The organism is uncultured Sphingomonas sp. (assembly GCF_913062585.1).
In the GTDB taxonomy this organism is placed as follows: Bacteria; Pseudomonadota; Alphaproteobacteria; order Sphingomonadales; family Sphingomonadaceae; genus Sphingomonas.
Window position 1 is genome coordinate 1 of the sequence record NZ_CAJXWX010000004.1, and the last position, 12,810, is coordinate 12,810.

The window sequence follows — 12,810 nt, forward strand, 5'->3', positions numbered from 1 at the left end:
CGTAGCTCAGCTGGATAGAGCATCAGACTACGAATCTGAGGGTCGGACGTTCGAATCGTTCCGGGCGCGCCATTTTCTTCATCGACATCGCCAGAGATTCAGGCCCCGACCGTGGTCGAGGCCCGTGCTTCGCGTCATCGCCAGCCGAGTGCAGGCGCGATGTGCGTCAGGATGTTCTCGATCACATGGGCGTTGTAATCGACCCCAAGCTGGTTGGGGACGGTCAGCAGCAGCGTGTCCGCCTCCGCGATCGCCTCGTCGCCACGCAGCTGTTCGATCAGGCGTACGGGCTCGGCGGCATAGGAACGGCCGAAGACCGCGCGCATATCGTCGATGATCCCGACCTGATCGGCGCTGTCGTCGCGCCCGAAATAGGCGCGGTCCTGATCGGTGGTCAGCGCAAAGATCGAGCGGGAAACCGAGACGCGCGGGGTCCGGCTATGGCCGGCCGCCATCCAGGCGTCGCGATAGGCGCGAATCTGCCGGGCCTGCTGGACATGGAAGGGCTCACCGCTCTCGTCGGCCTTCAGGGTCGAGCTTTGCAGGTTCATGCCCTGCCTGGCCGCCCAGATCGCGGTCGCGTCGGAGGCGGAGCCCCACCAGATACGGTCGCGCAGGCCCGCCGAATGCGGCTCCAGCCGCAACAGGCCGGGCGGGTTGTGGAACATCGGGCGCGGATTGGGCTTGGCGAAGCCCTGGCCCTTCAACAGGTGCAGGAACACCTCGGCATGGCGCCGCCCCATGTCCGCATCCGTCTCACCCTGGGCGGGGCCATAGCCGAAATGCCGCCAGCCCTCGATCACTTGCTCGGGCGACCCACGGCTGATCCCGAGTTGCAGCCGCCCACCGCTGATCAGATCGGCCGATCCCGCATCCTCGACCATATAGAAGGGGTTCTCGTAGCGCATGTCGATGACGCCGGTGCCGATCTCGATCCGCGAGGTCTTCGCACCCACTGCGGCAAGCAGCGGAAAGGGCGAGGCGAGCTGCTGCGCGAAGTGGTGGACGCGGAAATAGGCGCCGTCGGCACCCAGCTCCTCGGCGGCGACGGCCAGGTCGATCGACTGGAGCAGCACGTCCTGCGCCGAACGCGTGGCGGACTGGGGCGAGGGCGACCAATGGCCGAACGACAGGAAACCGATCTTTTTCATCCCGCCAAGATAGGGCGAATGCGGGATCGGTACACCCGGCCGCGCGGAAACACTCGCTTTCCGAAAAGCACCGCCCGGCCAGCCGCTTGGGAAGGCCGGGCGCGAGCGCCTAGTTCTGCCAGTCCTTCGCGATTGCGGCCTTTTCGCCTGCCGCGTCGAGCGGCATGTCGGCCATCATGTCCTGCGCCGCCGCCATCAGTTCGGCATCGGACGATCCGGCTTGGGCATAGCCGCCGCCGCTGGCCACCGGCGCGGTACCGGGCATGGTGCGGCGGAGCGCCCAGCCCTTGGGGTCGCGACAGGCAATGCCGTCGGCTTGTGCCGATTGGAACACCCGGCAAAAGCCATTGTCCTGCGCACGGAAGCTGACCGCGACACGGACCGGCCCGCTGCCGCCGCTCGCCTGGTCGTCCAGCGCGCGTGCCAGCGATCCGGCGGCGTAGAGGCCGTGGTTCGTCGCGGCGACCGGGCCCTGGTCGACACGCTGGCCGACCACCACCCCGACGACCAGACACGCCGCCATCGCCGCCGCCGATTGCCAGGACGGCAGCGAAAAGCGCGAGGCAGGGCGGGCAGGGCGCACCGGCATCGGCACGATGTTGCTGGTGCCGGTCAGCAGGGCGGCCAGGCGATCGGGAACCGATTCTTCCGCCAGCGGGGCATAGGCCTGGGCGAGCTTCACCTTCAGGCGCCGATGCCGTGCGACCTCTTCGGCCAGGGCGGGGTCCGCTGCGATGGCCCGCTCCACCCGCTTCGTCGTCAGCGGATCGAGCGCATTGTCGGCATAGCCCATCAGCAGTTCGGGTTCGATCGTCATGCCGCTTCTCCCAGCCGCGCCATCAGTGCCTGTCGCCCGCGCACCAGCCGCGAGGTCAGGGTTCCCATCGGGATGTCCAGTATCTCGGCCGCTTCCTTATAGGCCAGCCCCTCGACCAGCACGAGGGCCACCGCCTCGCGCTGCTCGGCGGGCAGGGCGCGCATCGCGGCATCGACCTCGCCGAGCGCCACACGCGCCTCGGCATTGCCTTCGGCACCGATGGCCATGCCCGCCTCCTCGGCGACGAAGGTTTCCGCCGCCCGGCGCCGCGAGCGGGCGGTATCGATCCAGGCGTTGCGCATGATCCGGTACATCCAGCTATCCAATCTCGTCCCGACCTGCCACGAACCCTGCGCCACCAGCGCCTTTTCGATCGCGACCTGGCAGAGATCGTCGGCATCCGCGGCATCATGGGTGAGCGATCGCGCGAACCGCCGCAATCGCGGGAGCAGCGCCAACAACTCATTCTCGAACGCGGCCAAGCCAATTTCCTTCTTGCGGGGATGAAACGGATGACGAGAAGCGTTTAATCCATGTCAGCACGATTTTTGGCAATGGGAGACCGAGGATGAAGTGGGGGGCACGCCGCTACCTGACGCTGCTGGCCACCGTCGCCGCGATCGGCGGCGGGGCGGGCGTCGTCCATGCTCAGCTGGGCGGTGGCCTGCCGAACCTGCCGTCGCCGGGCGGCGTGCTATCGTCTCTCGGGCTGCCCAAGGCACCCTCTCTGCTGGAGCCGGTCGACGGGCTTGCCCGCGCCACGGCGGCCCGACTGGAGACGCTGCGTCGACAGACCTTCGCGCAGCTTGTCCACGATCATCCGGATGCGATCGCCCTCGACCCACAGGGTTTCCCCGCGCGTGCCGGGGAGGTGGTGGTCGATGCGCCGAGCGATATGCTGATCGCCGAGGCCACCAAAGCAGGTTACGGCGTCATCGAACGGGACGATGTCCTGGGTGTCGGCTTTGTCCGGCTCAGGGTGCCGCAGGGCCTGTCGTTGAAAAAGGCACTGGACCAGCTGCGCAGGCTGGGGGGCGAGGTCAGCGCGGATCAGCTCCACCTGGCGAGCGGCGGGATCGAGACCGGCGCCCCCTATATGACGGCTGAGGCGGCACGCTCGGACACGATGGTCGGCGTCATCGATGGCGGCGTCGAGGGCGCGGCGATGGTACGAGGGTTCGCCAGCGGCGCGCCGCGTCCTAACGATCATGGCACCGCTGTCGCGTCGTTGATAGCCGGCGGCAACGGCATTCGCGGTGCGCTGCCCGGCGCACGGATCGCGTCGGCCGATGTCTATGGAACGGACCCGGCGGGCGGCAACGCCACCGCCATCGCCAAGGCGCTGGGCTGGCTGGTCGGCGTGCGCGTGCCGGTCGTGACGATCAGCCTGGTCGGGCCATCCAATCCCCTGCTCGCGCGCGTCGTAGCAGCGGCACAGGCGCGCGGGACGATCATCGTCGCGGCGGTGGGCAATAACGGCCCGGCCTCGCCGCCCGCCTATCCGGCGTCCTATCCTGGCGTGATCGCGGTCAGCGGCGTCGATCGGCGCAACCGGCCACTGATCGAGGCGGGGCGTGCCTCGCACCTCGACTATGTCGCGCCGGCGGCGGACATGCTGGCGGCGGGCGTGGGCGGTCGGCGTTTCGCGGTGCGCGGTACGTCCTTTGCCGCCCCGCTGGTCGCCGGGCGGATCGCGGCGGTCTATCCTACGCCGGTACCCGACCAAATTCGCGCCGCCCTGGCCAAAATCGACGCCGAAGCGCGCCGTGCGGGTCTGAAAGGTGCGGAAAAAAACATAGGCCGTGGAATGGTTTGCGGTGATTGCCGCACCGTGGTTCAATAAAATCGCAAAAATCCGGGATTAAATCCGCAGCACCCATCGTTGTCCCGACAGAAGTTAAGGAGAACGATGATGAAGAAGTTTCTGTCTGGCACCGCGATCCTTGCCGTTGCTCTGGTCGCATCGCCCGCTTCGGCGCAGCTTCTTGGCGGCGGCGGTCTGGGCGGCGGCCTGGGCGGTCAGCTCGGTAGCGTTACTGGCGGCATGACCGGCGCGGCGACGGGTTCGCTTGAGGGTGCGACGCAGCAGGGCCGGATCGCGACCGAAGGTGCGACCCGCACGCGGGGTTCGGTCCGCGGCGATCGCAATGTCGACCTTCGCCGGGGCCAGGTGAGTGCCTCGGGCAATGCCTCGGGTGACTCGGCGGTGGACAGCGCGACCCGCATCGGTCGCCAGTCGGGCGGTGCGAACGGTTCGGCCTCGGGCTCGGTGGGCGGCGGCATCGATGCGCAGCTGGTCGGGACCGACGCGGTGCGTGATGCGGCCGGTCGCGGTGTGAATGCCGTCGGCAACGTCGCCCAGCGGACGCGCGATACCGCCGGAGCGGTGGCCAACCGGGCTCGCGGTGCGGTCGGGAGTGTCGCCGAGCGTGCGGCCAATGTCGGTGGCAATACGGCGGGGTCCGCGAACGGAGCAGCCTCGGGCACGCTGTCGACGGGCGCCGGAAACGGTTCGCTGGCGGGCAATCTGGCGCTGGCCGGTAGCGGTGCGGCAGGCGGCGGTGCCTTTCCGGTGAACCCGGGCATGGCCGTCACCGATGCGCAGGGCCGGACGATCGGCGCGGTCCAGTCGGTGCGCACCAACGCCCAGGGCGCGGTCGAGCGGGTGCTGGTCAAGGTCGGCAACCGGGTCGCCAACCTGCCCGCCGCCAATTTCTCTGGTTCGGGCAGCGCCCTCGTCTCGGCCATGGGACAGGGCCAGGTGAGCAGCGCGGCGAAGTAAGCCGGGCCTCCCTCGAACGCGATGCGTCCGGCCCTTACGGGTCGGGCGCATCGTCGCGTTCGGGTGCTAAGCCGGTTTGCCCTGCGCGGCGGGCAGCTCGGCGATGTCGGAGGATTCAGCCCACAGGTTGATGCCGCCATCCTCAGCCGCCTGGTCGATCGCGGACAGTTCCCCGGCGGTGAAGTCGAGCCGTTCGACCGCGTCAAGCGAGTCGTCCAACTGCTCGACCGTGCGCGCGCCGATCAGCGCGGAGGTCACGCGCGGATCGCGCAGGGCCCAGGCGATCGCCATCTGCGCCAGGGTCTGGCCGCGTGCCTCGGCAATGGCGTTCAGCCGCCGGATGGCAGCCAGATTCTGCTCGGTCAGCAGCGATTGCGACAGCGATCCGCCCCGGCTGGCGCGCGCATCCTGCGGCACGCCGTCCAGATATTTCGACGTCAGCATCCCTTGCGCCAGCGGCGAGAAGGCGATGCAGCCCGTGCCCAGCTCCTCCAGCGTGGCCAGCAGGTCGCGCTCGATCCAGCGGTTCAGGATCGAATAGCTCGGCTGATGGATGAACAGCGGCACTTTTTCCTCCGCCAGAATAGCGGCGGCACGGCGGGTCAGTCCGGCATCATAGGAGGAGATGCCGACATAGAGCGCCTTGCCCTGCCGGTGCAGCTGGACCAGCGCGCCCATCGTCTCCTCCAGCGGCGTGGTGGGGTCGACGCGGTGCGAATAGAAGATGTCGACATAATCGACGCCCATCCGCTTCAGGCTCTGGTCACAGCTGGCGATCAGATATTTCTTCGACGAGCCGACATCGCCATAAGGTCCGGGCCACATGTCCCAGCCCGCCTTGGTCGACAGGATCAGCTCGTCGCGGTGCGCCGCAAAGTCGCTGGCCAGCACGCGCCCGAAATTCTCCTCCGCCGAACCATAAGGCGGCCCGTAATTGTTCGCGAGATCGAAATGGGTGACGCCGCGGTCGAAGGCGCGACGCAGCACCGCGCGTCCCGTCTCGAACACGTCCGTACCGCCGAAATTCTGCCACAGGCCCAGGCTGATCGCGGGTAGCCGCAGCCCGCTGCGCCCCGTGCGGCGATAGGGCATACGATCGTCATAGCGCGCGGGGTCAGCGACATAGGGGGCGGGGAAGGGCATGGCTCGGTTCCTCTCAGATTGGCGACGATGTCTACGCGCCGACCGCGCGCTCGCCAATCGCCTGGGTCAAGACGCGCTCAGCCGAGCAGCATCGCCAGCCGGTCCAGCCGCGCGGCCGGATCGTCATGGCGTTCCTTCAGCAGATAGCGCCCGTCCTTTTCCTCCAGCCCCTCGATCGCGCCGAGATCGTCCCCGCGACCATGGGGCGTGAAGGCGATGGCGGCGGGGCCGGCGTCGATCCGCGCGATGCCGAGCGCCCGCATCCGCTGGCGCAGCCGGGCAAGGGTCAGCAGCGTGTTCGCCTCTGCGGGCAATTCGCCGAAGCGGTCCTCCAACTCCTCCTCGAACGCATCGAGCGCCGCCTGATCGCGCAGGCGGCCGAGCCGGGCGTAGAGCGACAGGCGCAGATCCTCGTCGGGGATCCATGCGGGGGGCAGACGGCCTTCGAGACCCAGGGATAGCTCGGGCGTCCAGCGTTCGACCGTCTCGCCGCGTGCGGTGCGCAGCGCGTCCTCCAGCAATTGCTGGTACAGTTCGACGCCGATCAGCCGCATATGCCCGGCTTGCGTATCGCCCAGCAGGTCGCCCGCGCCGCGCATGTCCAGGTCGCGTGCGCTGATCGCGAAGCCCGCGCCCAGCCGGTCGAACGCCTCCAGGGTGCGCAGCCGCTTCAGGGTGCGCGGCGCGATGGCGTCTTCGCCCTTGGCGAACAGCAGCACCTGCCCCCGGCGATGGCCCCGGCCGACCCGCCCGCGCAGCTGGTGCAGCTGGGACAGGCCGAACCGGTCGGCATGGACGATCGCCATCGTATTGGCGCGCGGCACGTCCAGCCCCGCTTCGATGATGTTGGTGGCCAGCAGCACGTCGCCATCGCCCCGGCCGAAACGGACCATCACGTCGTCGATCTCGGCCGCCGGCAGCTTGCCATGCGCCTGCATCACCTCCAGCTCGGGCACCACCCGGGCGAGCGTTTCGGCCAGCGGTGCCATATCGGCGATGCGCGGCACGACGACGAAGCTCTGCCCACCGCGCGAGCGTTCCCGCAGCAATGCGGCGCGCAGCGTCTCCGGTGCGAAGGTCGATACGGCCGTCCGGATCGGCTGCCGCCGCGCGGGCGGCGTGGCGATGACCGACAATTGCCGCAGGCCGACCAGCGCCGATTGCAGCGTACGGGGAATGGGCGTGGCGGTCATGGTCAGGACATGGGTCTCGGACAGCGACTGAAGCCGGGCCTTGTCGGCCGCGCCGAAACGTTGTTCCTCGTCGATGATGACCAGCGCCAGATCATGGTAGCGAATGCCCTTGGCCGCCACCGCGCCGGTGCCGATCACGATGCGGATGCTGCCATCGGCGAGGCCGGCCTTGACGCGGCGTTTCTCGACGGCGGTCGACAGTCGCGACAACCCGGCGACCGCGATGCCGCTATCGGCGAAGCGGGCGGTGAAGCTCTCCAGATGCTGGCGGGCGAGTACCGTGGTCGGCGCGGCGACTGCGACCTGGCGCCCGGCCAGCGCCGCGACGGCGGCGGCGCGCAGGGCGACCTCTGTCTTGCCGAAGCCGACATCGCCGACGATCAGTCGATCCATCGGTCGACCGGACGCCAGGTCGGCCCGCACGGCCGAGATCGCGGTCAGCTGGTCGGGGGTTTCGCTGAACGGGAAACCGGCGGCAAAGCGTTCGTAATCGGCCACGGGCGGGTCGAGGACGGGGGCGTGGCGCTCGGCCCGCGCGGCAGCCAGTTCGGTCAGCTGGCGCGCGGTTTGGGCAATGGCCTCGTCGATGCCGCGACGGCGGTCCTGCCAGCTCCGTCCGTCCAGCGTGTCCAGCCGGACCGCGTCGTCCTCGCCGCCATAGCGCCATAGCCGGTCGGCATCGGCGATCGGGACCAGCCGGGTGGCGGACCGGGCATATTCCAGCCTGATCGCGTCGCCGGAAACACCGTCCTGCGTCTCGACCGTTTCCAGCCCCAGGACGGTGGCAATCCCGTGATCCTCATGGATGACGGTATCGCCGACCCGTATCTCGGCCGTCTGCATCAGCGAGAGGTCGACCGTCCGTGCCGCTCCGTCCTCCCGTTCGGCACGGCTGCCCAGCAAATCGGCCGCGCTGACCGCCAGCACGCCGTCGCGCACGAAGCCGCGTTCGGCGGGCGCGGCGAGGGTCAGAACCTCGCCCGGCTTCGCCGCTGCCACGTCCCGCCAGTGCAGGACGCGCCGGGCGGTGGTCTTGAGGACATGGTCGACCCGCCGCCCCAGAAAACGCAGGTCGCGCTCGCCGCCGATCAGGACGACGCGGTCGCCCTTCCTCATCGCCGCCCGCGCGGCAGAGGCGAAGTCGCGTAGCGGTCTGGGCTGCTCCACGAAACGTGGCGGCGGCTCGGCGATGCGTCGGATGGTTGCGGTCTCTCGCCCCTTCAACGCCTTTTGCCACGGACCGTCGCCGATCATGTCGCGGGTAGCGCGTTTCGATCCCCGTTTGGCGACATCGGCACTGAGCAGCAAAAGCCGACGACGGCGCTCGTCCGCGGCCGGTTCGATGATAACGCAGGCACCGGGCATGTGATCGAGCAGGCTGGTGGGCTCTGTTCCCACGGAGGGTTGGGCGACGCGGCCGAGTTCGCGTCGCTCGACCTCGCCGGTGCTGCGCTGGTCGGCGGAATCATAGGATCGGATCGCCGTGATATGGCCGTCCGCCACCTCGATGCGCAGCGGGTTCTCCGCGTCGGCGGGGAAGATGTCGAGCACCTGTCCGCGCAGCGCGACCTCGCCCGGTTCGTCGACCCGCTCGTCCGCGATATAGCCCAGGTCGAGCAGCGTCGCGTGCAGCTGTGCCAGATCGCAGACCTCGCCGCGCACGACACAGGGCGGTTCGGCGGCGAATGTTTCGGGTGGCGGCAGGGCGCGGGCCAGTGCCTCGCCGGACGTCACCAGTGCGATCCGCCCACGCTTCCTGCTCTGAAGGGCAACGCGGAGCCGGTGGAGGGCGGACACGCGCTGGCCGACATTGGCGGGCGAGGCGGGGGCCTGGTCGCCGGGCAGGGCATCCGAGCCTGGGCAGAAGAGTATCGTCGCATCGGGCATAATGGCGCCCAGCATCCGGGCGACGGCCAGCGCGCGGGTTTCGTCGGTGACGGCCAGGATGATGTCGGCGCGCGCGAGTATCTCCGCTGCCCCGGCCGCCAGTTCGGCCAGGCCGAGCGGCGCGTGGTGCGCGTCCCCGGACGGGGGAAGGGTGGCGATTTCGGCCTCGGACAAGGTTCGCAAGCGGCGATCACTCCGGTGGGAAGGCGGGCTTGTCGAACGGGTGGGTCGCGCCACCGTTCCGCATGGGATCAAAGACTTATGCTGGGAACCCTATCCGGCTTCGGCGCTTGTGGGTCGGGCTGACGGATCCGCATGGCTGCACCGGCGCCGGTCCTGGCGAGATTTCTGGGAGAAAGATGATGGATCTGGGTATCGAGGGGCGCGTCGCGCTGATCAGCGGTGCGGACTCCGGCATGGGTAAGGAGACCGCCCGGCTGTTGCTGGAGGCGGGCGTGCGGGTCGCGCTGACCGACAAGCCGGGCGGTTCGCTCGATCAGGCGGTCGAGGAACTGACACCGTTCGGCGAGGTCATCGCGGTGACGGGCGACGTCACCCGGCTGGACGAGGTCCGCCGGCTCTGGGCGGACGTGCGCGAACGGCTGGGCGATCCGGACATTTACGTGAACGCCGCCGGGGTTACGGGGGCGACCGGCGATTTCCTGGAGACGGACGACAAGGGCTGGCTGGAGACGCTCGACATCGACCTGATGGGGGCGGTGCGCATGTGCCGTGAGGCCATCCCGGCGATGCGGAAGAAGGGCTGGGGCCGGATCGTCCTGTTCGCCTCGGAAGACGCGGTGCAGCCCTATGTCGACGAACTCCCCTATTGCGCGGCGAAGGCGGGCATCCTCAGCCTCGCCAAGGGTTTGTCCAAGGCCTATGGCGGCGATAATGTGCTGGTAAACACCGTCTCCCCGGCGTTTATCGCCACCCCGATGACAGACAAGATGATGGAGAAGCGCGCCGAGGAGAAAGGCGTCAGCTTCGACGAGGCGATCGACAGTTTCCTGGACGAGGAACGCCCCGGCATGGTCCTCAAGCGTCGCGGCAAGCCCGAGGAAGTGGCGGCCGCCGTGGCGTTCCTGGTGTCGGAGCGGGCGAGCTTCATCAACGGAGCGGGCATCCGCGTCGACTCCGGATCGGTGGCCACCATCGCGGGCTGAGCCTTGCCCGGCTTGGCGACGGGCCGTCTCGGGCGCTATGCTGTCCTAACCAGATTGAGAGGATGGCAATGAAACGAATGGCTTGGTGGTTGGCGGGCGCGGCCATGCTGGCGACGGGGGTGTCCGCGCAACAGGTGGAGGCCCCGTCGCTGGGTGCCACCAACTATGCCTATGACGGAGCGATGGCCGCACCGCGTTCGCGCCCGACCTTCGGCGACGAGTTTTCCAAGACCATCGACCCGACGCGCTGGCGTTGGGATGTCAGCCAGAACCGCAAGGGCTGGCCCAATCACGAACTCGAATATTATGCCGGACCGGATCGTTCCAATGCGCGGGTCGAGCAGGGCGCGCTGGTGATAGAGGCCCGCAAGGAAGCGCCGCGCGACGAACCCGATTGGGGCGGGCAGCTCTATACCTCGGCCAAGCTGGTGACCAAACAGACGCTGGGATATGGTTTCTACGAGGTACGCGCACAGCTGCCCTGCGGACGGGGCATGTGGCCCGCCATCTGGCTGCTCCCGATGGACGGCTCGCGCTGGCCCGATGGCGGCGAGATCGACGTCATGGAGATGGTCGGCTACGATCCCGATGTCATCCACGCGACGGTTCATTCGGCGCTGTTCAACCACCGGCTGAAGACCCAGCGCGGTGCGCAGACGCGGATCACGGGGGCGTGCAGCGCCTATCACCTCTATCAGCTGGACTGGACGCCCGACACGATCACCATCGGCGTCGACGGACGTGGTTATATGCGCGTGAAGAACGACCAGCCGGGCGGCGCGGCGGCCTGGCCCTTCACCCGGCCCTATTCGCTGATCCTGAACCTGGCGGTCGGGGGAGACTGGGGCGGGCAGAAGGGCATCGACGACACCGCCCTGCCGCAGGTGATGAAGGTCGATTACGTACGCTATTGGAAGCGGTGACGATCCTCCCCGGAACGGGGAGGGGGACCGCCGCGCAGCGGTGGTGGAGGGGGAGCCGCCGCAAGGTGCAGCCTTTGTGGAACTCCCCCTCCGTCAGGGCTTTGCCCTGCCACCTCCCCGTATCGGAGAGAATTTAGAGCAACGTTCCCGATAGGATCGCCAGTGCGATGGAGAAATAGATCACCAGCCCGGTGACATCGACCAGCGTCGCGACGAACGGTGCCGATGCGCTTGCCGGGTCGAAGCCCAGCCGTTGCAGGACGAAGGGCAGCATCGAGCCCGTCAGCGAGCCGAAGGTGACGATGCCGACCAGTCCGGTGCCGACCGTGGTCGCGACCAAGACCCAGTGCGGGCCATAGTCGTAAAAGCCCAGCGTCTGCCACAGCGTGATCCGCGCCATCCCCAGCACACCCAGGATCGCGCCCAACGTCAGCCCCGCGGGCAGTTCGCGCAGGGCCACGCGCCACCAGTCACGCAGGCGCACCTGGCCAAGCGCCAGCGCGCGGATGATCAGCGAGGTCGCCTGGCTGCCGCTATTGCCGCCCGAGCTCATGATGAGCGGGATGAACAGGGTCAGCACGACCGCACGCTCCAGTTCGCTCTCGAAATGCTGCATCGCGCTGGCGGTCAGCATTTCCGAGAAGAACAGGATGCTCAGCCACCCGGCACGCTTGCGGATCATCGCAAGGAAGCCGGTTTCCAGATAGGGATCGTCCAGCGCCTCGACGCCGCCGAACTTCTGCGTGTCCTCGGTATGCGCGGCGACCAGCGCGTCGAGCACGTCGTCGACGGTGACGATGCCCATCGGGCAGCCCTGTTCGTCGACGACCGGCAGCGCGAGCAGGTCGTGGCGGCGGATCAGATGCGCGACCTCCTCGCGGTCGGTGGTCGGCGCGACGGTGATCGGGTCATGGCCTCGTGCCAGATCGATCGCGGGTGATTCCGGCTCGGCGGCGATCAGTTGGCGCAGCGAGACGGTGGCGACCAGCCGCCCCTGCGGCTCGAGCAGGAAGACCGAATAGACGGTTTCCCGGCTGCGCTCGACGGTGCGGATATGCGCCAGCACCTCGGCAACCGTCGCGTCGGCGGAGGTGGCGACATATTCCGTCGTCATCATACCGCCCGCGCTGTCCGGTGGCCAACGCAGCAATGTTTCGATCGAGGCGCGCACGGGGGCGGGCAGCCCGGCGCGCAGCGCGGCGGCGTCCTCCTCCTCCATGTCGGACAGCACGTCGGCGGCGCGGTCCTCCGACATTTGCGACAGCAGCGCGACCGCGCGGGCCGGGGCCAGGCGCGACAGGATATCGGCGGCACAGCGCAGTTCCGGGCTGTCGAGCACGGCGACGGCGCGGGCGTCGGGCATTTGCGTCAGGGCATCGGCCGCTTCCTCGATGGGCAGCGACTGGAGCGTATCGACGAGATCGGCGATGGACAGGCCGCGTCGGGAGGAACGGAAACCGGCGGTGACACCGGCAATCAGATCGTTGACCATTTCAAACCTTTCGTCCGCACGACCCGGGGCGGACGAAAGCCAGTTTCGCGAAACTAGCGGACGACCCCGAGGCGTGCGGCGCTACTGGAACTGTCGCTGGACATGTTCTCGCTTTCTGGAACGACGCGGGGGCTCCCGCGCCTGGGGGCCATCTGATCTCTCGCGCGGTCATCGTCAACACCGCACGGCCACCTGACGAATTTTTAATGTGGCGACCAAGGTTTGGGCGTGTCGGCTCCGTCTGACGGGGCAAAGG

Annotated in this window: 10 protein-coding genes; 4 read left to right on the forward strand and 6 right to left on the reverse strand. The window is 68.5% G+C overall.

The annotated features are described in order from the left end of the window. Nucleotides 1–134 precede the first annotated feature (134 nt). The 3 genes from QZ546_RS04580 to QZ546_RS04590 all read right to left on the reverse strand — a co-directional run bounded on the left by QZ546_RS04580 (nt 135) and on the right by QZ546_RS04590 (nt 2,450). A complete protein-coding gene (locus tag QZ546_RS04580; protein WP_294235268.1) occupies nt 135–1,151 on the reverse strand; it encodes an LLM class flavin-dependent oxidoreductase in 1,017 nt (338 codons plus the stop codon). A 109-nt stretch (nt 1,152–1,260) separates the two neighbouring features. Continuing rightward, on the reverse strand, nt 1,261–1,968 hold the full coding sequence (locus QZ546_RS04585; protein WP_294235270.1) for an anti-sigma factor: 708 nt from the start codon (nt 1,966–1,968) through the stop codon (nt 1,261–1,263). Continuing rightward, complete coding sequence (locus tag QZ546_RS04590) at nt 1,965–2,450, reverse strand: sigma-70 family RNA polymerase sigma factor (RefSeq protein ID WP_294235272.1); 486 nt, start codon at nt 2,448–2,450, stop codon at nt 1,965–1,967. Before QZ546_RS04590 ends, QZ546_RS04585 begins: the two co-directional genes overlap by 4 nt. Before the next feature lie 86 nt (nt 2,451–2,536). Between QZ546_RS04590 and QZ546_RS04595 the strand changes: the two genes are divergently transcribed. Further along, complete coding sequence (locus QZ546_RS04595) at nt 2,537–3,811, forward strand: S8 family serine peptidase (protein ID WP_294235274.1); 1,275 nt, start codon at nt 2,537–2,539, stop codon at nt 3,809–3,811. Nucleotides 3,812–3,877: 66 nt separating this feature from the next. After that, nucleotides 3,878–4,750: a hypothetical protein gene (locus QZ546_RS04600; protein WP_294235277.1), complete on the forward strand. Its 873-nt coding sequence runs from the start codon at nt 3,878–3,880 to the stop codon at nt 4,748–4,750. Between the two features lie 66 nt (nt 4,751–4,816). Here the strand turns inward: QZ546_RS04600 and mgrA are convergent, their stop codons facing one another. Together mgrA and QZ546_RS04610 are read right to left on the reverse strand one after the other, a co-directional pair. Then, on the reverse strand, nt 4,817–5,893 hold the full coding sequence (mgrA, locus tag QZ546_RS04605) for an L-glyceraldehyde 3-phosphate reductase (RefSeq protein WP_294235279.1): 1,077 nt from the start codon (nt 5,891–5,893) through the stop codon (nt 4,817–4,819). Nucleotides 5,894–5,970: 77 nt separating this feature from the next. Beyond that, nucleotides 5,971–9,156, reverse strand: coding sequence for a TRCF domain-containing protein (locus tag QZ546_RS04610; protein WP_294235281.1), 3,186 nt, complete (start codon nt 9,154–9,156; stop codon nt 5,971–5,973). Between the two features lie 179 nt (nt 9,157–9,335). On the opposite strand from QZ546_RS04610, the gene QZ546_RS04615 reads away from it, so the two are divergent. Together QZ546_RS04615 and QZ546_RS04620 are read left to right on the forward strand one after the other, a co-directional pair. Next, a complete protein-coding gene (locus QZ546_RS04615) occupies nt 9,336–10,139 on the forward strand; it encodes an SDR family oxidoreductase (protein WP_294235541.1) in 804 nt (267 codons plus the stop codon). A 68-nt stretch (nt 10,140–10,207) separates the two neighbouring features. Then, the gene (locus QZ546_RS04620; protein ID WP_294235283.1) at nt 10,208–11,062 is read left to right on the forward strand and encodes a glycoside hydrolase family 16 protein; all 855 of its coding nucleotides are present in this window, start codon (nt 10,208–10,210) and stop codon (nt 11,060–11,062) included. A 133-nt stretch (nt 11,063–11,195) separates the two neighbouring features. On the opposite strand, the gene mgtE is transcribed toward QZ546_RS04620, so the two are convergent. Beyond that, the gene (gene mgtE / locus QZ546_RS04625; protein ID WP_294235285.1) at nt 11,196–12,554 is read right to left on the reverse strand and encodes a magnesium transporter; all 1,359 of its coding nucleotides are present in this window, start codon (nt 12,552–12,554) and stop codon (nt 11,196–11,198) included. Nucleotides 12,555–12,810: the final 256 nt, after the last annotated feature.

Excerpts from the sequence above, each read along its gene's own strand:
- QZ546_RS04580 (WP_294235268.1), bottom strand. The coding sequence starts at position 1,151 with ATGAAAAAGATCGGTTTCCTGTCGTTCGGCCATTGGTCGCCCTCGCCC.
- QZ546_RS04585 (WP_294235270.1), bottom strand. The coding sequence starts at position 1,968 with ATGACGATCGAACCCGAACTGCTGATGGGCTATGCCGACAATGCGCTC.
- QZ546_RS04615 (WP_294235541.1), top strand. The coding sequence starts at position 9,336 with ATGGATCTGGGTATCGAGGGGCGCGTCGCGCTGATCAGCGGTGCGGAC.
- mgrA (WP_294235279.1), bottom strand. The coding sequence starts at position 5,893 with ATGCCCTTCCCCGCCCCCTATGTCGCTGACCCCGCGCGCTATGACGAT.
- QZ546_RS04595 (WP_294235274.1), top strand. The coding sequence starts at position 2,537 with ATGAAGTGGGGGGCACGCCGCTACCTGACGCTGCTGGCCACCGTCGCC.
- QZ546_RS04600 (WP_294235277.1), top strand. The coding sequence starts at position 3,878 with ATGATGAAGAAGTTTCTGTCTGGCACCGCGATCCTTGCCGTTGCTCTG.
- mgtE (WP_294235285.1), bottom strand. The coding sequence starts at position 12,554 with ATGGTCAACGATCTGATTGCCGGTGTCACCGCCGGTTTCCGTTCCTCC.
- QZ546_RS04620 (WP_294235283.1), top strand. The coding sequence starts at position 10,208 with ATGAAACGAATGGCTTGGTGGTTGGCGGGCGCGGCCATGCTGGCGACG.